This window comes from Hyphomicrobium sp. 01T421 (assembly GCF_056398805.1).
Map to the genome: position 1 here is coordinate 158,217 of NZ_JBFTQC010000004.1, position 20,603 is coordinate 178,819.

The 20,603-nt window shown below is 61.3% G+C and carries 20 protein-coding genes; 18 read left to right on the forward strand and 2 right to left on the reverse strand.

Annotated elements, in window-relative coordinates:
* Window positions 1-349: 349 nt before the first annotated feature.
* The 8 genes from AC1DK3_RS19520 to AC1DK3_RS19555 all read left to right on the forward strand — a co-directional run bounded on the left by AC1DK3_RS19520 (window position 350) and on the right by AC1DK3_RS19555 (window position 8,017).
* Window positions 350-1,045 (forward strand): hypothetical protein, encoded by a 696-nt coding sequence (locus AC1DK3_RS19520; RefSeq protein WP_477193906.1) that lies wholly within the window; start codon window positions 350-352, stop codon window positions 1,043-1,045.
* Between the two features lie 283 nt (window positions 1,046-1,328).
* On the forward strand, window positions 1,329-2,666 hold the full coding sequence (locus AC1DK3_RS19525; RefSeq protein WP_477193907.1) for a carbohydrate porin: 1,338 nt from the start codon (window positions 1,329-1,331) through the stop codon (window positions 2,664-2,666).
* Between the two features lie 80 nt (window positions 2,667-2,746).
* Window positions 2,747-3,685, forward strand: a complete 939-nt coding sequence (gene miaA, locus AC1DK3_RS19530; protein ID WP_477193908.1) for a tRNA (adenosine(37)-N6)-dimethylallyltransferase MiaA — start codon at window positions 2,747-2,749, stop codon at window positions 3,683-3,685.
* A gap of 82 nt (window positions 3,686-3,767) precedes the next feature.
* Window positions 3,768-5,534, forward strand: a complete 1,767-nt coding sequence (locus AC1DK3_RS19535; RefSeq protein WP_477193909.1) for an acetolactate synthase 3 large subunit — start codon at window positions 3,768-3,770, stop codon at window positions 5,532-5,534.
* Window positions 5,535-5,584: 50 nt separating this feature from the next.
* On the forward strand, window positions 5,585-6,070 hold the full coding sequence (locus AC1DK3_RS19540) for a hypothetical protein (protein ID WP_477193910.1): 486 nt from the start codon (window positions 5,585-5,587) through the stop codon (window positions 6,068-6,070).
* 5 nt (window positions 6,071-6,075) lie between these two features.
* Complete coding sequence (locus AC1DK3_RS19545) at window positions 6,076-6,750, forward strand: glutathione S-transferase family protein (protein ID WP_477193911.1); 675 nt, start codon at window positions 6,076-6,078, stop codon at window positions 6,748-6,750.
* 34 nt (window positions 6,751-6,784) lie between these two features.
* A complete protein-coding gene (ilvN, locus tag AC1DK3_RS19550) occupies window positions 6,785-7,330 on the forward strand; it encodes an acetolactate synthase small subunit (RefSeq protein ID WP_291167164.1) in 546 nt (181 codons plus the stop codon).
* An 81-nt stretch (window positions 7,331-7,411) separates the two neighbouring features.
* Window positions 7,412-8,017 (forward strand): LysE family translocator, encoded by a 606-nt coding sequence (locus AC1DK3_RS19555; protein WP_477193912.1) that lies wholly within the window; start codon window positions 7,412-7,414, stop codon window positions 8,015-8,017.
* Window positions 8,018-8,034: 17 nt separating this feature from the next.
* On the opposite strand, the gene AC1DK3_RS19560 is transcribed toward AC1DK3_RS19555, so the two are convergent.
* Window positions 8,035-8,517 carry a DUF1190 domain-containing protein gene (locus AC1DK3_RS19560; RefSeq protein WP_477193913.1) on the reverse strand — a complete coding sequence of 161 codons (483 nt, stop codon included), beginning with the start codon at window positions 8,515-8,517 and terminating at the stop codon, window positions 8,035-8,037.
* Window positions 8,518-8,785: 268 nt separating this feature from the next.
* Between AC1DK3_RS19560 and ilvC the strand changes: the two genes are divergently transcribed.
* From ilvC to AC1DK3_RS19575, 3 genes are all read left to right on the forward strand, one after another.
* Entirely contained in the window at window positions 8,786-9,805 is a 1,020-nt protein-coding gene (gene ilvC / locus AC1DK3_RS19565) for a ketol-acid reductoisomerase (protein ID WP_477193914.1), read from the forward strand.
* 567 nt (window positions 9,806-10,372) lie between these two features.
* Window positions 10,373-11,161 carry an NUDIX hydrolase gene (locus AC1DK3_RS19570; protein ID WP_477193915.1) on the forward strand — a complete coding sequence of 263 codons (789 nt, stop codon included), beginning with the start codon at window positions 10,373-10,375 and terminating at the stop codon, window positions 11,159-11,161.
* A gap of 164 nt (window positions 11,162-11,325) precedes the next feature.
* Window positions 11,326-12,237, forward strand: a complete 912-nt coding sequence (locus tag AC1DK3_RS19575) for a PhzF family phenazine biosynthesis protein (RefSeq protein ID WP_477193916.1) — start codon at window positions 11,326-11,328, stop codon at window positions 12,235-12,237.
* A 4-nt stretch (window positions 12,238-12,241) separates the two neighbouring features.
* On the opposite strand, the gene AC1DK3_RS19580 is transcribed toward AC1DK3_RS19575, so the two are convergent.
* A complete protein-coding gene (locus tag AC1DK3_RS19580) occupies window positions 12,242-12,808 on the reverse strand; it encodes a cytochrome b (protein ID WP_477193917.1) in 567 nt (188 codons plus the stop codon).
* A gap of 231 nt (window positions 12,809-13,039) precedes the next feature.
* Between AC1DK3_RS19580 and AC1DK3_RS19585 the strand changes: the two genes are divergently transcribed.
* The 7 genes from AC1DK3_RS19585 (at window position 13,040) to rodA (ending at window position 20,505) form a co-directional block, all read left to right on the forward strand.
* On the forward strand, window positions 13,040-13,174 hold the full coding sequence (locus AC1DK3_RS19585) for a hypothetical protein (RefSeq protein ID WP_477193918.1): 135 nt from the start codon (window positions 13,040-13,042) through the stop codon (window positions 13,172-13,174).
* 106 nt (window positions 13,175-13,280) lie between these two features.
* The gene (locus AC1DK3_RS19590; protein WP_477193919.1) at window positions 13,281-14,852 is read left to right on the forward strand and encodes a 2-isopropylmalate synthase; all 1,572 of its coding nucleotides are present in this window, start codon (window positions 13,281-13,283) and stop codon (window positions 14,850-14,852) included.
* A 202-nt stretch (window positions 14,853-15,054) separates the two neighbouring features.
* Entirely contained in the window at window positions 15,055-16,095 is a 1,041-nt protein-coding gene (mreB, locus tag AC1DK3_RS19595) for a rod shape-determining protein MreB (protein ID WP_477193920.1), read from the forward strand.
* 39 nt (window positions 16,096-16,134) lie between these two features.
* A complete protein-coding gene (gene mreC / locus AC1DK3_RS19600) occupies window positions 16,135-17,070 on the forward strand; it encodes a rod shape-determining protein MreC (RefSeq protein WP_477193921.1) in 936 nt (311 codons plus the stop codon).
* Window positions 17,067-17,582, forward strand: a complete 516-nt coding sequence (gene mreD / locus AC1DK3_RS19605) for a rod shape-determining protein MreD (protein WP_477193922.1) — start codon at window positions 17,067-17,069, stop codon at window positions 17,580-17,582. Before mreC ends, mreD begins: the two co-directional genes overlap by 4 nt.
* The gene (gene mrdA / locus AC1DK3_RS19610) at window positions 17,579-19,372 is read left to right on the forward strand and encodes a penicillin-binding protein 2 (protein ID WP_477193923.1); all 1,794 of its coding nucleotides are present in this window, start codon (window positions 17,579-17,581) and stop codon (window positions 19,370-19,372) included. The genes mreD and mrdA overlap by 4 nt, the downstream gene beginning before the upstream one ends.
* Complete coding sequence (rodA, locus tag AC1DK3_RS19615; RefSeq protein WP_477193924.1) at window positions 19,369-20,505, forward strand: rod shape-determining protein RodA; 1,137 nt, start codon at window positions 19,369-19,371, stop codon at window positions 20,503-20,505. Before mrdA ends, rodA begins: the two co-directional genes overlap by 4 nt.
* The last annotated feature ends 98 nt before the right edge of the window (window positions 20,506-20,603 follow it).

A 20,603-nucleotide genomic window follows, 5' to 3' on the forward strand; every position in this document is an offset into this window, starting at 1 on the left:
CCGGTGAGCCGGGGAAGAGTGACCGCAACTTTCGGCAAAAAACTAGCCCCGAGATAGGGGCCGGGAGAGCCATCTCGGGGCTAGTTGCGAGTTCAGCCTTTAGCCGTTCTGGGAAGCGTGTGGCTTAGCTCTAGTACTGGACCCTATTCTATACGGAAAAAGTAATCAATCATGGAGATGGACGTGCAGGTCTTTTTTGCGCGGCGCGTTGACCTGGGTTTTGGGTAAGAGCCTGTCGCGAGCGGGGGCTTGGCATCAATTCCGGCAAAACTTATCCCCGGTTCATCATCGGGTGTTAAATTTGGCCTTTCGACCGGCGGTGTCCGGTTTTTTGCAAGGAATTGGACGCTTGGACGGTCAGGAATTCAAGGAGACGGCAGGGCGGGTTCTGAGTGCGATCTGGCGCGGGTCGGTCATTGCGCTTTGGACCATGCGCGAGCTTCTGAGGACCTTCTGGTCGATCGTGCGGGGACCATTGATCGCCGCCCTCAATGTCGTCGCGGCGCTGATCATCCTCTTCGAGGAATGGGGATGGCGCCCGCTTTCCGAGCTTATCGGGCGGCTCGCGAAATTCGCGCCAATCGCGGCGGTGGAGCGGTTCGTCGCCGGGCTGCCTCCCTATGCGGCCCTCGTCGCGCTGGCGCTGCCGACATCGCTGCTGCTGCCGCTGAAGTTCGTCGCCGTATGGCTGCTCGCCAACGGCCATTTCGCGACGGCGACGTTGTTGTTCATCGGCGCGAAGCTGGCTTCGACGGCGATCCTTGCGCGGATCTTTATTCTGACGAAGCCGTCGCTCATGCAGATCGGTTGGTTCGCCCGTGGCTTCAATTGGCTGATGCCGTGGAAAGACGCGCTGTTCGCGCAGATACRGGCGTCGTGGGTCTGGCGGTACGGGCGCATCGTCAAGGCGCGGGTCGTGGCGAATGTCCAACGAGCATGGAAGCGGCTCCGCCCGCGCGCCTCGGACCTATGGTGGCGGCTGACTGGACGTGAACTGCCATTTGGCAAAACGCCACCCGGAGAGCGCGATCTTTCGATAAAATGATTCGGGATTGCGACAGGCGGTGCGCAGTTTTGTGACGCGGACCGGGAGTTTCTCCTGCGACTTCCGGGCACTGCTTTTCCGTGCCCGGACAAAACAATGGCAAAAGGGCAACAGCGCATGACCCGAGAATGTTGCGCTCATAGCATTTCCGCGATCCAATGTTGACGAGAGTGGTCAAGTATCTTCTTCTAAATCGGAGTTGAGCCCGCGGCAGGGTTCGAGGGGGTGGGGTTCGCGTGCGGCTTGTTTATGTGCCGGGCGTTGACTTCTTGGGGGTACATCGATGCGATTGAGAGTTTCGTCCGGCCTTTTGCCGGTCTTGGCGTTGGGCACGCTGACCGCGGCAACCGGGGGCATAGCAACCGGGGTCATGTCTACTGAGGCACGGGCGGAAGAGGCATCCATCAGCGGCGTTCCGGAAGACTCGTTCGCTGCCGGCTGGAATGATCCGGTGCGCGCCGCATTCGCGAGCCGCGGCATCACGTATGGCGTCAACTGGATTGGCGAATACTGGAACGTTGCGTCGGGCGGCAACTCGCAGGGCTCGAACTTCGACGGCCGTTTCGATGTCCACACCGACATCGACCTCGAGAAGCTCGTGGGCTGGAAGGGCGCCGTCATCCACGCCAACGCATTCTATATCCACGGCATCGGTGCTTCAACCGAGCGCGTCGGCAACATCTTCGCGGTCAGCAATATCGAGGGCTACGAAACGTTCCGGCTCGACGAACTGTGGCTGGAGCAGTCGCTGCTGCAGGACAAAGTGAAAATCAAGGTTGGTTCGATCGCCGCCGATACCGAATTCTTCATCAGCGACACGGCTTCGCAGTTCATCAACGGCACGTTCGGCTGGCCCGGCATTACGGCTGCGGATCAGGCGGCGGGCGGACCTGGGTATCCGCTGGCTTCGCTTGGCGTGCGATTGCAGTACCAGCCGACCGACAACCTCAACATTTTGGCCGCCGTCTTCAACGGCAGCCCGGCCGATCCTTTTTCGGAGAACCCGCAAAAGGACAACAATCACGGCGTGGAATTCCGTCTTCAGGACGCGCCGCTGCTGATGGTCGAAGCGCAGTTCAAGTATGATGCCGGCCTGCCCGGCACCTTCAAGCTCGGTGGCTGGAAGCAGTTCAATCACTACGCGCCGGAGTTCCTCAATCCGACCGTTCTCGACACCAGCTACGGAATCTACGGCATCATCGACCAGCAGATCTGGAAGGGTGCGGACGATAAGGCGGTCAATGCGTTCCTGCGGCTGTCGGGTAGCCCGGACAAACAGAACCTGATCGATACGTATGTCGACACGGGCATCGTCTTCACCGGCTTCGTGCCAGGGCGCAAGGAAGACGCCTTCGGCGCCGCGTTCGGCTACGGCCACATCTCGAGCAAGCTCAGCCAAGCGCAGACCGATCCGGACGGCGACTTCACTTCGGACGTGATCTCGAATTTCGAGTCCGTGATCGAACTCAACTATCTCGCCAAGATCCGTCCTGGCTTCGCTATCTCGCCAGACTTCCAATACATCTGGAACCCCGGCGGCCGCGTCGGCAGCGATGCCGACGATCTGAAGCAGATCCCCAATGCCGCCGTTGTCGGCGTCAGGACCATTCTGAATTACTGAGCCTGCTTCAGGGCTTTCAGATCGCGATCTGACTTGGGCCTCCTAGCGCCGCCCCGATGGGTGCGCTAGGAGGCCTTTGCATGAGCGCAGCCCAAAATCACACAAAGCCTATTTTGATCGCGGGGCCGACGGCGAGCGGCAAGTCTGTGCTTGCGATGGCGATTGCCGAGCACACCGGCGGCGAGATCATCAACGCGGACAGCATGCAGGTCTATCGGGAGCTGCGCATACTCTCGGCGCGGCCGTCAGTGGAAGAAGAAGCCCGCGTTCCTCATGCGCTCTACGGGTTCGTGCCGGCGGGGGAAGCCTATTCCGCGGGGCGCTTCGTCCGCGACGCGGCAACGGCCATCGCCAAGGCGCGGAGCGAGGGGCGGCGTCCGGTCATCGTCGGGGGCACGGGGCTCTATTTCAAGGCGCTGATCGAGGGGCTTTCGCCCATACCCGACATAGCGGCCGACGTTCGCGACTACTGGCGCAGGGCGGGCGAGGAGCGGGGCGCGGGAGCCTTGCACGGCGAGCTTCTGCGGGTCGATCCGGTCATGGCGGAGCGCCTGGCTCCGACCGATACGCAACGGATCGTACGGGCGCTCGAGGTTATCCAATCGACCGGGCGATCGCTCGCCGAGTGGCAATCATTGCGGGGCGAGCCGGTGATCGATGAAACCGAGACGGTTCGCTTCGCGGTTTCTGGCGACCGCGCCGAACTCCATGCGCGGGCTGATGCTCGTTTCGATCGGATGATGCGGGAGGGGGCGCTCGACGAGGCGCGGGCGTTGTCGCTTCTGCAACTTGATCCTGAACTTCCGGCGATGCGGGCGATCGGCGTCCGGCCGCTTTTGCGGCTCGTTGCGGGTGAGATCGGCGAGGATGAGGCGCGGGAGCTCGCAAAAGCGGAGACCCGGCAATACATCAAACGGCAGGAAACTTGGCTCAAGAGAAATATGATTACGTGGAGTTGGGTCTCGACGAAAGAAACGGCAAGTTCATTGCGCGATATTTTCGCATTTATTCAGCGTTAGCGTTGACCAATTAGGCTCGGACCCCTACTTTCCCCCGACCTTTGAAACCGCCTGCAGGCTTTTGCCGGCGAAGGAGTTATTCATGGCACGCACGATGACCGGCGCCGAAATCGTTTTGCAGGCTCTCGCCGATCAGGGCGTCGAGCTGATCTTCGGGTATCCGGGCGGCGCCGTCCTTCCGATCTACGACGAGATCTTCAAGCAGGAGAAGATCCGGCACATTCTCGTTCGCCAGGAAGGCGGGGCCTTGCACTCGGCCGAAGGCTATGCGCGGTCGACCGGGAAGGTCGGCGTCTGCCTCGTAACGTCGGGGCCGGGCGCGACCAATGCCGTGACGGGCCTGACGGATGCCTTGATGGATTCCATTCCGCTCGTGTGCATCACGGGCCAAGTCGCGACGCATCTGATCGGCAACGATGCCTTCCAGGAATGCGATACCGTCGGCATCACGCGGCCGTGCACCAAGCACAACACGCTCGTCAAAAGCGTCAACGACCTCGCGCGGATCCTGCATGAGGCGTTCTACATCGCGCGTACGGGCCGTCCGGGTCCCGTCGTCGTCGACATTCCGAAAGACGTGCAGTTTGCGCTCGGCAACTACGTCGGCCCGTCGAATATTCAGCATAAGACCTATCGGCCGAAGCTGAAGCCGGAACAGACGGCCGTGCGCGAAGCGGTGGATCTCATCGCCAATGCTAAAAGGCCGGTGTTCTATACCGGCGGCGGCATCATCAACTCGGGTCCGAAGGCGAGCCAGCTGTTGCGCGAGTTCGTGCGGCTGACGGGCTATCCGATCACGTCGACCCTGATGGGCCTCGGCGCGTATCCCGCATCCGACAAGCAGTGGCTCGGCATGCTCGGCATGCACGGGACGTACGAAGCCAATCTCGCGATGCACGATTGCGATGTGATGATCAACATCGGCGCGCGCTTCGATGACCGCATTACCGGCCGCGTCGATGCTTTTTCGCCGGGATCGAAGAAGATCCACGTCGATATCGATCCGTCGTCGATCAACAAGAACATCATGGTCGATGTGCCGATCGTCGGCGATTGCGCCTACGTTCTCGAAGACATGCTGCGGATCTGGAAGGCGAAAGCGCCGACCCTCGACAAGGCGGCGCATAAGACCTGGTGGAAGCAGATCGATGGCTGGCGCGCGAAAAAATCGCTTGCGTATAAGAACTCCAAAGACATCATCATGCCGCAGTACGCGTGTCAGCGTCTGCAGGAGCTGACGAAGAATCGCGACACGTTCTTCACGACCGAAGTCGGCCAGCATCAAATGTGGGCGGCGCAATTCCTCCAGTTCGAGGACCCCAATCACTGGATGACGTCCGGAGGATTAGGCACGATGGGATATGGATTGCCTGCTGCTATCGGCGTCCAGCTTGCGCATCCGCGGTCGCTCGTCATCGATGTTGCGGGCGACGCGTCGATCCTGATGAACATTCAGGAGTGCTCGACGGCAGTTCAATACCGCCTGCCGGTCAAAGTTTTCATCATGAACAACGAGTACATGGGCATGGTGCGCCAGTGGCAGCAGCTGCTGCACGGCAACCGCTTGTCGGAAAGCTATACCGAGGCGCTTCCGGATTTCGTGAAGCTTGCCGAAGCCTATGGCTGGAAGGGCATGCGTTGCGAGGATCCGGCGGATCTCGACGATGCGATCAAAGAGATGATCAATACGGACGGCCCGGTGATGTTCGATTGCCGTGTCGCCAAGCTCGCGAACTGCTTCCCGATGATCCCATCGGGCAAGGGCCACAACGAGATGCTGCTCGGCGAGAACATTACCGACGAAGAAGTCGAACGGGCTATCGACGATGCAGGAAAGGTACTGGTTTGAGAAGCGGGGGCTCTGGCTTCGGGGTTGGTATCATTGTGGCCGCTATTTGCATGGCGACCCTTGTTTCCATGCCCCAGGCGTCGGCGGCCAAGGAAACTTGGGACCACGCCGCCAACATCAAGGACGCCGCAAAGCGCCTTGCCGAACTGCATCGCCGCGAAGGTTCTCAGGGCGTGCTGAAGTTCCTCGACGCCTGCTACCGGACGCAAACGCTCGCCAGCAACTATTCGGCGGGCCTCGAGTCGTGCATGGCGCAGGACTACATGCACAGCCAAGTGCTGGCGCAGATCTATGCGCGCATTCCGCAAGCCGATCGCGTCCGCATGGGCACGCCGGCGCCGGAAGATATTGCGCGTGGCATGGGGCAGCGGTTCGTCGCCACGTTCAAGCAGTATAATATTTCGGTCAAGGAAGCCGAGAGCTTCAAGAAGATGGTCGATACGAATGGCATGCCGATCTTCCTGAAGTCGGTCTTTCCGGGGAAGCCGGGCGAAGCGGGCTCAGCTGCCGATCCCGGCAAGGCCAGCGACCGTTAGCGACAATGCTGAAGCTCGTCATTGCCAACAAGCTTTACTCGTCGTGGTCGCTCAGGCCATGGCTTCTGCTGTCGGCTTTCAACGTCCCGTTCGAGGAAATCATCATTCCTTTGCGGACGCCCGAGAGCCGCAGCCTCGTGCTCGAATATTCGCCGTCTGGCAAAGTGCCGGCGCTGGTCGACGGCGACGTGTCGGTTTGGGAAAGTCTCGCCATCATCGAATATCTGGCGGAGAAATTTCCGGAGCTTCCGATCTGGCCGCGCGATGCCAAAGCCCGGGCGCACGCCCGCGCGATCTCGCACGAAATGCACGCCGGATTTCAGGCGCTGAGGCAGGGATGCCCGATGCATCTCGGCGCTCGTTTTGCGACGCCGCCGTTAACCGAACCGCTCCAGGCATGCATCGATCGCATCGAAGATATCTGGTCGGAGTCGCGCAATCGCTTTGCGGGCAGCCAGCCTTTTCTCTACGGTGCGTTCTCGGCGGCCGATGCGATGTATGCGCCCGTCGTCACGCGCTTCGACACCTATCAAATTCCCGTGCGGGAGACGACCCGAGCCTATATGGATGCCGTTCTCGCGCATCCCGCTTTCGAGGTATGGCGGGCGGCAGCGCTGGTCGAGCCGTGGCGCATTCCGGAATATTCGGCCGGCCACACGCCGGTCGAATCCTTCACCTGATTCAAACTTCCACCCGATACCCAAGAGACCGACGATGTCCGACCTAACGAAGCAAATGCCGCCGCCGAGCGTTCTCAGATCGCAGGAGATCGTGTCGCGCACGCTCTCGGTCGTCGTCGATAACGAGCCGGGCGTACTGGCGCGGGTCATCGGCCTTTTTGCAGGCCGTGGCTACAATATCGACTCGTTGACCGTGACCGAGGTTGAGCACGAGAAGCGCCTGTCGCGCATTACCGTGATCACGAGCGGCACGCCGGCGGTGCTGCAGCAGATCAAGCATCAGCTCGAACGGCTCGTTCCGGTGCATCGCGTGCGCGATCTGACGGAAGAGGGCGGTTCCATCGAGCGGGAACTCGCGCTCGTGAAGGTCGCGGGCAAGGGCGACAAGCGCATCGAAGCTTTGCGGCTTGCCGAAATTTTCCGTTCCAAGGTCGTCGATACGTCGATCGAGCATTTCGTTTTCGAGGTCACGGGCAAGCCGTCGAAGATCGAGACGTTCATTCAGCTCATGTCGGAGCTTGGGCTCGTCGAAGTTTCGCGTACGGGCATTGCGGCTATCGGGCGGGGCGCCGTCGCCTGATCCTTACTGTCGATCCCGCGACGTGGCCCGTGATGTCTTAGTCCAAGAGGGGGCACGCGGTTTGCCGCGCTGTCGCAGCATTTGTCTCAGCACCTCATTCTGTCGCTCGTGACGTTTGCATTCGTCTCGGCGATGACGCCTGGGCCGAACAACACGATGCTGCTGACGTCCGGCGTCAACTTCGGCTTCAGGCGAACGCGTCCGCATGTCTGGGGTGTGGTGATCGGATTTACGATCATGATCCTGGCCGTTGCGCTGGGTGTCGGGCGCGTATTCCTGTTATTTCCAACGCTTTTTACGACGTTGCGGGTCGCGAGCATCGGGTATCTGCTGTGGCTCGCGTGGCGCATCGCGACGGCCGGCACGAGCAACCCAATCGTCACGGCAGAAGCGCGGCCGATGACGTTTTTTGAAGCGGCGCTCTTTCAGTGGGTCAATCCGAAGGGGTGGATGGTGGCGTTGAGCGTTGCCGCCAACTTCGTTTCGCCGGACAGCCTTTGGTTCGACGCCGCGGTGCTGACCGCAATCTTTCTGGCGGTCTCGCTGATCTCGGCCACGACGTGGGCATTCTTCGGCACGTCGCTCAGGCCGCTGCTCACGGACGAGAGATCGATGCGGATTTTCAACGTGGCGATGGCCGTTGCGCTCGTTGCGTCGCTGTGGCCGCTCGTCCACGAAATGATTTGAGAGATTGACGCCGCGCGTCAGCTCTTCTTGGCAAGCCGGGCGTTCTCGTGTGCCAACGCCTCGGCCGATTCCGAGAAAGTGTTTCGCTCATCTTTCAGTCCAAAATTCTGCTTGTCGAGCCCTTTGAACCCGGACGAGCCGTCCGACGTCGCGTAAAGCGGCATCGCGCTCGGCGGTTGGCTGAACGTGATCAAAAATGCCTGGAGTTTCGGCTGGTAATTGCCGTCGACGCCCTTTGCGCAGCGGTCCGGGCCTTCGGCGGCGGCGCAAGCGGAGAGGGAATTGTAGGACAGGGCCCGGCTCTGATGCAGTGCAACCGCTGTATCGATCGCCTGTCCGCACTCATCGATGGTGAGCTTCTGGCGGCCGGCGCAATCTCCGGAGGAAATGAAGATCCCCGTTTCGGCCTTTGCCTTCGGCGCGACAGGCGCCGCGCTGTTGCCGCAACCGGCAAGTGCTACAGCGGCAGACAAAATTCCGAATAATGCGATCGTTCGCATGGGGCGGGTCCGAATTGGGCGTCAGATATCGCAAATCTGCGCTTTTCCCAGTTAGGGTTCGGTTAATTGTTGCACGGGGCGACGAGAAAAAGGGGCGGAGAAATATTCGTGCTAGGGCAGTCGGTAGCACCCCGGCCCGTTGAATCCTTATCCCGATCTCTGTAGGTTCCGCCCAGATTTCAGGGCCCCGGCTCATAGCTGATCCGGGCCCCTTGCTTTCAACCCAGCCCGACTGTCGATATCGACCGGGGAACCCGAGAGGCCGCCCATGCGCGTCTATTACGATCGTGATGCCGACATCAACCTTATCAAATCAAAAAAAGTCGCTGTCGTCGGCTATGGCAGCCAGGGCCATGCGCACGCGCTGAACCTCAAGGATTCGGGCGTCAAGGACATCGTCATTGCGCTTCGTAAGGGTTCGGGTTCGGCTCAGAAAGCCGAGCAGGCCGGTCTCAAGGTCATGGAAGTCGCGGACGCGGCCAAGTGGGCCGACGTCATCATGATGCTGACGCCGGACGAACTGCAGGCCGACATCTACAGAGAGCAGCTCGAGCCGAACATGAAGAAGGGCGCAGCTCTTCTTTTCGCGCACGGCCTCAACGTGCATTTCAATTTGATCGAGCCGCGTGCGGATCTCGACGTCGGCATGGTCGCGCCGAAGGGCCCCGGTCACACGGTGCGCGGTGAATATCAGAAGGGCGGCGGCGTGCCGTGCCTGATCGCTGTACACCAGGACAAGAGCAGCAACGCGCACGATCTCTTTCTTTCTTATGCGTCGGCAATCGGCGGCGGCCGTTCGGGCGTGATCGAGACGACGTTCCGCGAAGAATGCGAGACGGATCTCTTCGGCGAACAGGCCGTGCTTTGCGGCGGTCTCGTAGAGATGATCCGGGCCGGCTTCGAGACGCTCGTCGAAGCGGGCTATGCGCCGGAGATGGCGTACTTCGAATGCCTGCACGAAGTGAAGTTGATCGTCGACCTCATCTATGAGGGTGGCATTGCCAACATGAACTACTCGATCTCGAACACGGCCGAGTACGGTGAGTACAAGACGGGTCCGAGAATCATTACGCCCGAGACGAAGGCCGAGATGAAGCGCGTGCTGGCCGACATTCAGACCGGCCGCTTCACGCGCGACTGGATGCTCGAGTGCAAGGCGGGGCAGCCAAACTTCAAGGCGACGCGCCGCTTGAACGATAGCCATCAGATCGAGGAAGTCGGCGCGAAGCTGCGCGCGATGATGCCCTGGATCTCGAAGAACAAGCTCGTCGATAAGGGCAAGAACTAATCGCGGCAGCGGCTGACGGGCGGGTTTCCCACAGCGGGAACCGCCCGCACTACTGCGCTTTGGGGAGGGTTAACGTGCGGCAGCGCGGGCGGTCTACGTCAAATCCAGCCAACTGACCTTTCGGACAATTGACTGGGACTAACGCGGGCGGCAGAGGAGCGGGGACCTCTGCCGCCCGTTTCCGATTCTGCCGCTTGCACGGCTTCTTCGGATAGATAGGGGCTCTGACGCAGCGCGGCCGCTGCGTGAGCCCGATGGTGTTTCCATCGGGCGGCAGGTGATCCATCATCACACCTCGCCGCAATGAAACCTGGTGCAACACCAGGATGCTGAAACCGGCTAAGAGGTGCTGGGAGATCTTGACTGTCGCCCCCCAGCGACGCTGTCGTGAGTGTCATATGCGTGCCGAATCTTGGCCGGGTCATGACGAAACTTGGCTGAACCCAAGGCTAGAACGTTTTTGTGCAATTGGAATTCACATCGATAAATGCCGAACATATTTGTGCTTCGAGCATTTGAAAGGGAGCTGAAATTGCCGGTGCGAGTTCTAGTCAGACGGAGACTTATTTGTGTCTCACGTGCTCGCGCATCTCGTTTCGCGGTGGCGCTCCCGTGATAGCGCGCGCGATGCCGAACGCCGGCTTTCCTTTCGCCAACGGCGTTAAATCCGTTTCGAATTGCTCGTTAAAGCTTTCAGGCGAAGCTTGGCCTTTTGCGCAAGAGCATGCGAGCGAGATCGATGAACACTGGCAGGCGGCGACGAAAACGAACCCTGCGTACTTCAACGGCATCGTGCATCTGATCGACAGTGTACAGTTCGTCGACGGCGCGCTTTACGCAACGCTGACGCGCACGGAATTCAAGAGCTATCTCTACTGGCGGATGCACGGCTTTCCCGAAGCCGGCGTTCTCGACGGATTTGGATCGGCGCTCATTCGGTCATCGGACGGCGAGTACCTGCTCGGACAACAGATGCCGGGCAACGTGAACTACGGCTTCGCGTGTCTGCCTTCGGGCTTTATCGACGAACGCGATGTGCTTCCTGACGGCACGATCGACATCACACGGAGCATCGAACGGGAGATTGCAGAAGAGATGGGGGACGTCGCGAAGCTCGTTCAAAGGGAGGAGGGCTTCATCGTCACGCGGTCGGATACGCAGATGTCATTCGCGGTTCGTTTTTCTGCGCCCGTGCCGACAGTCGAGCTTGTGCGCCTTGTCGAGGAACACAACGCGACGTGTGACGATCCCGAGCTGCAAACGATTATTCCCGTCGCAAATCGCGACGATCTCGAGCGCCTCAACATGCTGCCTTCGACCCGGGCGACGATGGAAGCGCTTTTCGCCGCGCACTGAGGCCGTTCCGCTGGCCGAAAAAGGGCTTGGCTGCGGCTGAGGCTTGCCGCATGGTTCCGCCCGCTCGCGTTGACGGCTACGGTCCATACTCGCGCTGGGCTCACTTAGGGTATTCGCGCCGTTCGCGCGGCGGGCAGGCAAAGCAGCGGGGAGTACGGCGCACGATGGCGCTCACGTATCATGTCTTGGACGTTTTTACGGAACGGCCTTTCGGCGGCAATCCGCTCGCAGTCGTGCTTGGCGCCGACCGCCTCAGCGCTACCGAAATGCAGACGATCGCCCGGGAGTTCAATCTCTCCGAGACGGTCTTCGTGTTGGCAACGACGACGCCTGGGCATACGGCGCGCATCCGCATTTTTACGCCGAGCCGGGAGCTGCCGTTCGCGGGGCATCCGACGATCGGCACGGCAGTGCTATTGGCAGAGCTTCGTGCGCTGCTCGGGAACGGCGAGAGCGACGCGATCATCGCGCTCGAGGAAGAGATCGGCAGCCTGCGCGTCGGCATTCGCATGCGAAGGGGCGGGGCATCATTCGGCGAGTTCGACGCTCCGAAGCTCAGCTGCGTTCCGGAAATCATGTCGGAGCCGGAGCAGATCGCGGCGGCCGTTGGGCTCAATCCCAACGAGATCGCCTTTGAAAACCATAAGCCCACGCTCGTGCAGAGCGTGCCGTCGTTTGCGTTCGTGCCGGTGTCGAACCTCGACGCCATGGCGAAGGTGAGGATTGCGCCCCAGCATTGGGCGCGGGCGTTCACCGATCGCGGTGTCAACGGCGCTTATCTCTACACGCGCCAGTGTGTTCGCGGTCAATCGGCTTTTCATGCGCGGATGTTTGCGCCAGATCTCGGCGTCGGCGAAGATCCGGCGACCGGGTCGGCGGCGGCAAGCTTCGCCTACGTCATCCAAGAATTCGACGCCCTGCCCGACGGCGTGCATAAGCGCGGCATCGAGCAGGGGTTCGAAATGGGTCGTCCGAGCGCGATCTCGCTGACGATGACAATAGCGCGCGGCAAGCTCGATGGTGTGCGGATCGGCGGTTATGCCGTGCGCGTCGCCGAGGGCACGCTCCAGATCTGATCTCTTATTTGCGCGTCGCCTGCGGCAACATGCGGTGAAGCGTGTTGTCCTTGAATACGTGGTGATGTGCGAGCGCTGCAATCGCGTGCAGGCCGATGACGTAATAGAGCGCGCTGCCGATGAACTCGTGCACCTCTTTGAGGGTGCGCGCGAGATCTTTGTTCTCGCCGATGATGAAGGGGAGTTCGAGGCCGAAGAAGGGCGCCGGGCGGCCGGCGGCATTCGACATCAGCCAGCCGAGCAGCGGCATTGCGATCATCGCCGCATAGAGCGCCGCATGGGTGCTGTGGGCGATCGCCGTCTGCCATGCCGGGGGCACGGGAATGATCGACGGCGCCGGGTTGCGGCTCCGGATAAAGATGCGGACGACGACCAGGAACAGGATCGTGAGCCCCAGCGATTTGTGGACAAGCATCAGCAGGTCGCGGGTCGGATCGCCTTTGGGATAGAACTCGTGCAGCTCGACGGCGGCGAAAATCCCCACGAACACCAGTGCCGTGATCCAGTGGAGCGCGATGAGGGCCGGCGGATAGGTGGTTGCCCGCGTAGATGGCTCTATGGCTGTAGTCACGCGATCGTCTCCCCCGAAAATGGTCGTTTGCCGGTATGGCATCCCCTGAACGGCTTTTGCGGCCATTATCCGTTGGGCGGCAATGAAAATTGCCGCAGGCGGCGGGTTTTAGCCGGGCTGAAGCGCCGCGACGGTCGAACGGCTTGATTTTGGGGAGCCAGATCGGTTATTCAGCCCGGACTGGATTGTTCGGCCGGATCATTCGGCCAACTCGTTGGATTGTCTGCCTTCATGGCGCGCGCGACCGACATTGCTGCTGATTTTGTGTTTGATTCCGGTGCCTTCGCGCATGGCGAGCACGGCAGCTCGATCGCGCCTCATCTCCTGCTTTCGGCTCTTCTCCTTATCGGCCCCTGGGCCGCATGACACCCGGCCGTCGCCGGGTTTGTGCCCAGGGGATGAGACGGTCACCGATTGAGCTTGATAGCGAGCGTGGCAGACCCGAGGGTCGCCCGGCAAAGGATGAAAAGCGATGACTTCCCCGACCAAAGCCGCGCCGAAGCGCGACGAAGACAAGATTATCATTTTTGATACAACCTTGCGCGACGGCGAGCAGTGCCCCGGCGCAACGATGACGTTCGAGGAGAAGCTGCAGGTCGCGGAGCTTCTCGACGAGATGGGCGTCGACGTTATCGAGGCAGGTTTTCCGATCGCATCGGAAGGCGACTTCGAGGCGGTGACCGAGATCGCCAAGCTCGCCAAGCAGTCGGTCATCTGCGGCCTCGCTCGCGCGAACTTCAACGACATCGACCGGGCAGGCGAAGCCATCAAGCTGGCGAAGCGCGGCCGCATTCATACATTCATCGGGACGTCGCCGCTTCATCGCCAGCATCAGCTGCAGCTCACTCAGGAGCAGGTGTATGAGCGTGTCGTCGCGTCGGTGACGCGGGCGCGCGGCTACACCGACGACGTCGAGTGGAGCGCGATGGACGCAACGCGCACCGAACATGATTATCTCTGCCGGGTCGTCGAAGCGGCGATCAAGGCGGGCGCCACGACGATCAACATTCCCGATACGGTCGGCTACGCGTTGCCGGAAGAGTATTTCGACCTCATCACGATGCTGAAGACGCGCGTTCCCGGCATGGACAAGGTCGTCATCTCGACCCATTGCCATGACGATCTGGGTCTGGCCGTCGCCAACTCGCTCGCGGGCGTTCGCGCCGGCGCACGCCAGATCGAATGCACGATCAATGGTCTCGGAGAGCGGGCAGGCAATGCCGCTTTGGAAGAGATCGTCATGGCTGTCCGCACGCGTCACGATCTCCTGCCGTACAGCACGGGCATCCAGTCCGAGATGCTGGCGCGTGCTTCGAAGCTCGTTTCGGCGGTGACGAATTTCCCGGTGCAGTACAACAAGGCGATCGTCGGCCGGAACGCTTTCGCGCACGAGAGCGGCATCCATCAGGACGGCGTTTTGAAGAACACCGAGACCTACGAGATCATGACGCCTGAGTCCGTCGGCGTTGGAAAATCGTCGCTGGTCATGGGTAAGCACTCGGGGCGGGCGGCGTTCAAGTCGAAGCTGAAAGAGCTCGGCTATACGCTCGGCGACAATGCGATGGAGGATGCCTTCAATCGCTTCAAGGCGCTCGCCGATCGCAAGAAGCATGTCTACGACGAGGATATCGAAGCTCTGGTCGACGACGGCATGGCGCACATGAACGACCGGGTAAAGGTCACGGCTTTGACCGTGATCGCGGGCACGATGGGGCCGCAATCGGCGACGTTGACGCTCGACATCGACGGGCAGTCGAAAACGGTGCAGAGCATCGGCAACGGACCGGTTGATGCAACTTTCAATGCGATCCGGCAGCTCATTCCGCATAACGCGCGGCTCGATCTCTATCAGGTACACGCGGTAACGGAGGGCACCGACGCACAAGCCGAGGTGTCAGTGCGTCTTGAGGAGGACGGCCGCGTCGCCACGGGGCGCGCCGCCGATCCCGATACGCTCGTTGCGTCCGCCCGGGCTTTTGTCGCCGCGCTGAATAAGCTTGTCGTGAAGCGGCAGAAAACCGCCCAGGCTCAGCAGGCAATTTAGGCGAATTAGCAGATTTTCGCTTAACTTTTAAGCGGGGTCGCGTGCAGCAATGTGCGCTACCCCGCGCCGTTTGTCTGTATAACAACGGAAGCCGCAGCCAGTTACCAATCGCTGAGAAGCCTTGCTTTGGACAGGCCGGCCATCTTGTATAACGCCTTCCACACCATAAGCTGGGCGGCACTAGATTAGGCCAGGTACGCGAATGTTCGGTTTAAGCTTCGGCAGCGTACTTCCCGATAACATTGCGATTGATCTCGGCACTGCGAACACGCTCGTTTACGTCGAGGGTCGCGGCGTCATCATCAACGAGCCGTCCGTCGTCGCCATTCGTTCGCGCGGCGGCGTCCGCGATGTGCTGGCGGTCGGCGAGAAGGCGAAGCAGATGCTTGGGCGGACGCCGGAAAGCATCGAGACGATACGGCCGCTGCGCGACGGCGTGATTGCCGATTTCATCGCGACCGAGGAAATGCTGCGGCAGTTCATCGGGCGCACGAGGTCGCTCATCGAATTCGTTCGCCCGCGGATTTTGATTTGTGTGCCAGCCGGCGCCACGCCGGTGGAGCGGCGTGCCGTCTACGAGACGGCGCTGTCGGCCGGTGCGCGGAAGGTATTTCTCGTCGAGGAGCCTGTCGCGGCGGCGATCGGGGCGGGATTGCCGATCGATGAGCCCAAGGGATCGATGGTGGTCGATATCGGCGGCGGGACGACGGACATTGCGGTTCTGTCGCTCGGCGGCGTGGTGCAGGCGCGCTCAATCCGCTGCGGCGGCACGACGATGGACGATGCCATCGTCCGCTACGTCAGGCGCAAGCATCAACTGGTGATCGGCGAAGCGAATGCCGAGCGCATCAAGATCGAGGCGGGTTCGGCGTCGCGCATCATCAACGGCGAAACTGCCGAAATTTTTATTCGCGGCCGGGAGATCAGGGAGGGGAAGGCGAAGACGGTCGTTCTCGGGCCGCACGATATTGCGGAGGCGCTCGAGGGAACTGTCGAGCAGATCGCCGAATTCATCCAGCACGGAATTGAGGATCTGCCGGCGGAAATTTCGACGGATATTTGCGAGCGCGGTATTCACCTTTCGGGTGGGGGCGCCAAGCTCGCCAAGCTCGACGAGGAGCTGGAACGCAGGATCGGCGTCAAGGTTCATTTACCTGAGCTGCCGGAGCAATGCGTCATTGCGGGGACGGCTGCGATATTGCGCTCACTCAAGGAACGCGAGCATCTTTTGATCAGGCCTTGACCTGCGCCAGCGCAGGTCGAGAGCAGCGGACGAATTGTTATGGCCCGGCTGAAGGACGACAACCTTTTTCTGCGGCGCGGCGATAGCGCGACGGCGGGAAAGAGCGCGCGGCCCGTGCTGCTGCTTCTTGTGTTCGTCGCCGCCGGCTTAATGTTGCTCAGCCGGCTCGACCACGGGATGCTCGGCGACGTCCGCTGGCGGGCTGCCTCCTGGCTGACGCCAGTTCTGCAAGGCGCGATGATACCGGCCGAGCCGGTTCGCGAAATCGGACGGACGATATCGACGCACGTCGATCTCGGAAACGAACTCGCGCGCCTCAGGCAAGAAAATCAAAAGCTCGAGAGCTGGAAGTGGCGGGCGCGTCAACTCGAAGCGAAGGTTGCCGATCTCGAAGCATTGGCGAAGGTTGTCCCGGAGCAGAAGCTCGATTTCGTAACGAGCCGCGTCATCGCGGAGTCGAGCGGCGCGTTCGGGCGCAGCGTAACGATCGATGCGGGGCGAGCGCGACACGTCAAAGAGGGTTATCCGGTCATCAACGCCGACGGACTTGTGGGGCGTATCGTCGACACCAGCCAGAACGTTGCTCGCGTGCTGCTTGCGACAGATCTCAACAGCCGAATTCCCGTTCAGATCGGCCCCAATGCCGTCCGCGGAATTCTTGCCGGAGATAACAGTTCCCGTCCGAAAATCATCTACGTGCCGGAAGGCGCCAACATAGCGGTCGGCGACGACGTTGCGACGTCGGGCACGGGCGGGTTGTTTCCCGCCGGTCTTCGCCTCGGAGCGGTCGCGGGAAATCTATCGGACCCGCGCGTCCAATTGCGCGCCGACCTCGACCGTTTGGACTACGTGAGCGTGCTCTTCTATGCCGATCCGTTCCGTGACCTCACCGACGATCTCGCGAACCGCAGGACGGCAGGGGAAGCCAGCAACGTCGCTTCGCCGGGTTTTACTCCGGCAGGGAAACCAAAATGATGTGGCTTCGCTTTCTGATGCCGGTCATTTCCGTCGGAGTGCTGATGCTCGCGGCCGTGCTGCCGTGGGGACTGGCGGCTGAAGACCGTTTCGTGCTGCCGCTGTTGCCCGTCATCGCGATTTACCGGTGGACGCTCGACGCGGACGCGTGGCTGCCGGAGTGGGTGGTCTTTCTCACCGGCTTGACGCTCGATGTGTTGACGCAAGGTCCTCTCGGATATTGGGCGCTCGTCTATCTCTTTGCCTACGCCGTCGCGCTCTTCGCCTCGCGTGTGAGGGTCGAGAGCGCCTTCGGCAGAATGGCCCTTCTCGCCGGTGCGATTGGGCTGGTGACCGCTTTCGCCTGGCTATTGGCCTCCCTCTATTTTCTGCGAATGCTTGACTGGGGACACTATGCGCGGAGCGCGATTGTCGCGATGTTCGCCGCACTTTTGATTTTTCCGGTGCTCGGGATTATCCGATCCGTGTCCAAGCCGGCGCGAGATATCCGTCTCACTCGAGGCAACGGATGACGGAAACCTCCGATCGGGGCCCACGGCAACAGGATCAATTCACGCGGCGAAGCCTGCTGCTCGGCGGCGTGCAAGCGGCGGGCTTGGGCCTTGTCGGTTGGAGGCTGTTCGATCTGCAGGTGATGGGCGCTCACCGTTACGGACCGCTCGCGGAGAATAACCGTCTCAATCTGCAGGTCGTGGCGCCCAAGCGCGGGCGCATTCTCGATCGCACCGGACACGTGCTCGCCGACAACGAGCAAGTTTTTCGCGTTACGATCACGCCGGCACTCGCAAAGAACGTTGGCGGCGTTCTGAGGCGCGTCAGCCGTATTCTGCCGCTTACGGACGATGAGATAGCGAAGATCGTTGCGCGGGCGCGGAAGCAGGGGCGGAGCGTTCCGACGACCGTTGCTTCGGATTTGAGTTTCGAACAGGTGGCGCACCTCAATCTCGCCGCGCCGAGCCTTCCGGGCATCAACACCGAATTCGCGTTGCGGCGTCGCTATCTTGGCGGGTCGGCGCTCTGCCATGTCGTGGGATTTGTCGGCAGCGTCGAGCGGTTCACGATCGACGATGATGCCGTTGCGCGGCTGCCGGAAATGCGCATCGGCAAAAGCGGCGCCGAATTGGGGTTCGATGGCGATCTCCGCGGCACGGGCGGGACGCAGAAAGTCGAAGTCGATGCGCGCGGGCGTGTCGTCCGCAATCTTGAGACGGTCGATGCGGTTGCGGGCCGCGATGTGACGTTGACGATCGATTCCGAATTGCAGCGGCTGGTCGGCGACCGGCTGCAAAGCGGAGGCTCTGCGGCGGCTGCCGTGCTGCTCGATATTCAAACGGGCGGGATTGTTGTCATGGCTTCCGCTCCGGGGTTCGACCCGGGAGCGATTGCGGGTGGAATAACGGCCGCCGACTGGCAGAAGCTCGCGCAGTCGGAAGACAAGCCGCTTCTCAATCGTGCTGTCGCTGGTCAGTACGCGCCCGGTTCGACCTTCGTTGTCGTGACGGCGCTCGCCGCGCTGGAAGCTGGTGTTCTTTCGCCGAGCGAACGCATCGTCTGCGACGGAGAATACGAATATCGCGGAGACGTGTACCGCTGCTCGAAGCGGGGAGGGCATGGAAGTCTCTCTCTTCATGAAGCGATGAGTTCGTCTTGCGAAGTGTTCTTCTGCGAAGTTGCCGCCCGGTTGGGTATCGCGCGGCTCTCGACTGCGGCGCGCGCGTTAGGGCTTGGAGCGACGTGGAACTTCGGGCTCAGCGAGGAGAAATCCGGGCTTGTTCCGGATCCCGATTGGAAGCGGGGAAATCTCAATTCGGCTTGGCTCGGCGGCGAGACGGTACTGACGGGCGTTGGACAAGGCTACGTGCAGGCGACGCCGTTGCAGCTCGCAGTGATGTCGGCGCGGATTGCCTCGGGGCGGAGCGTCGTTCCCGTGCTCGAGAAGCGTGACGGCATATCCCAGTTCGCGCCGCTCAATTTCAGCGAGGCGCATTTCGACGCCATTCGTCAGGGCATGGCCGCGGCCGTCAACGAGCAGGGCGGGAGTGCGGAGGAAGCCAAGCTCGAGGCGGGCAGGCCGGTTGTTGCCGGCAAGGCCGGGGCATCGAAGATTTTCATCGGCTATGAGCCGGCGGAGGCGCCGCGATATGCCATCGCAACCGTTGTCGAGCGCGGCAACGGGTCGGCGGCGCTTCTTGCGCACGATATTCTGAACTTCGCCGTCGACCGCGCGGATCATGCCGGCGGCAAGTCTCCGCAAGGCGACGTCGTTTCCCCCACGGGTGACAACACCGGGAAGGCCGGATGATGGACGCGTTGTTTTCCGCTTGGAGCATGAGCCGGCCGCTGCGTCTCAGCGAGAAGCTGTGGCGCATTCACTGGCCTGTGCTTCTGACTGTGTGCCTGCTCGCGGGTATCGGCACGGCGACGCTTTATTCCGTTTCCGGCGGTTCGTTTCAGCCGTGGGCGGAACGGCATACGCTGCGCTTTCTCGTCATGCTCGGCATTGTCGTCGCCATGGCGACCGTTCGCCTCGATTTATGGATGAAGATCGCTTATCCGGCTTATCTGGCCGCGCTTGCGATGTTGGCGCTTGTGCCGTTTGTCGGCTCGGAGGCGCTCGGCGCAAAACGATGGATCGACGTTGGTCCGATCTCGTTTCAGCCGTCGGAGCTTATGAAACTCGCCCTCGTTGCGGCGCTCGCGCGTTTTTATTTCCAACTTCCACCCGAGAAATTTGGGAAGCCTCAGTATGTTCTGGTGCCGCTGGCGATGATCGGGGTGCCGGTGTTTTTGACGATGCAGCAGCCCGATCTCGGATCGGCTTGCCTGTTCGTCGCGCTCGGTTTGGCGCTGATGTTTCTGGCGGGCGTTCCGCTTCGCTATTTCGCGTTCGGCGGGCTGATCGCCATTGCCTCTCTGCCGGTGATCTGGTCGGGAATGCACGACTACCAGAAGCGCCGCGTCGAAGTTTTCATCAATCCCGGCATGGACCCGCTGGGCGCGGGCTATCACATCACGCAATCGAAGATCGCGCTGGGCGCGGGAGGCGTTGCGGGCAAGGGCTTCATGCAGGGCACGCAGAGCCAGCTCGACTTCGTGCCGGAGAAACATACCGATTTCATCGCGAGCATCATCGGCGAAGAGTGGGGCTTCAAGGGGATGCTGGTCCTGATCGCGATTTACGCCCTGCTCATTGTGATGATGATGATCATGGCGCAGCGGTGCGAGAACCGTTTCGCGCGCCTCGCCATTGCCGGGTCGGCGACGACATTTTTCCTCTACGTCTTCTTCAATCTCGCCATGGTCACCGGGCTCGTTCCGGTCGTCGGCATACCGCTTCCGCTCGTCTCGTACGGCGGCACATCGATGACGACGCTGATGATCGGTCTCGGGTTGGCGATGTCGGCCTACGTCCACGGCCGGGCCGACAGGCGCTGAGCGCGGCGCCCCTAGCCGATGGAGTGCTTCGGGACCCCGCAAAATCAGCGTTTATTTCATAGGGCTGTTATAGTTTGGGGAGGGGGGTGGACAGCGCC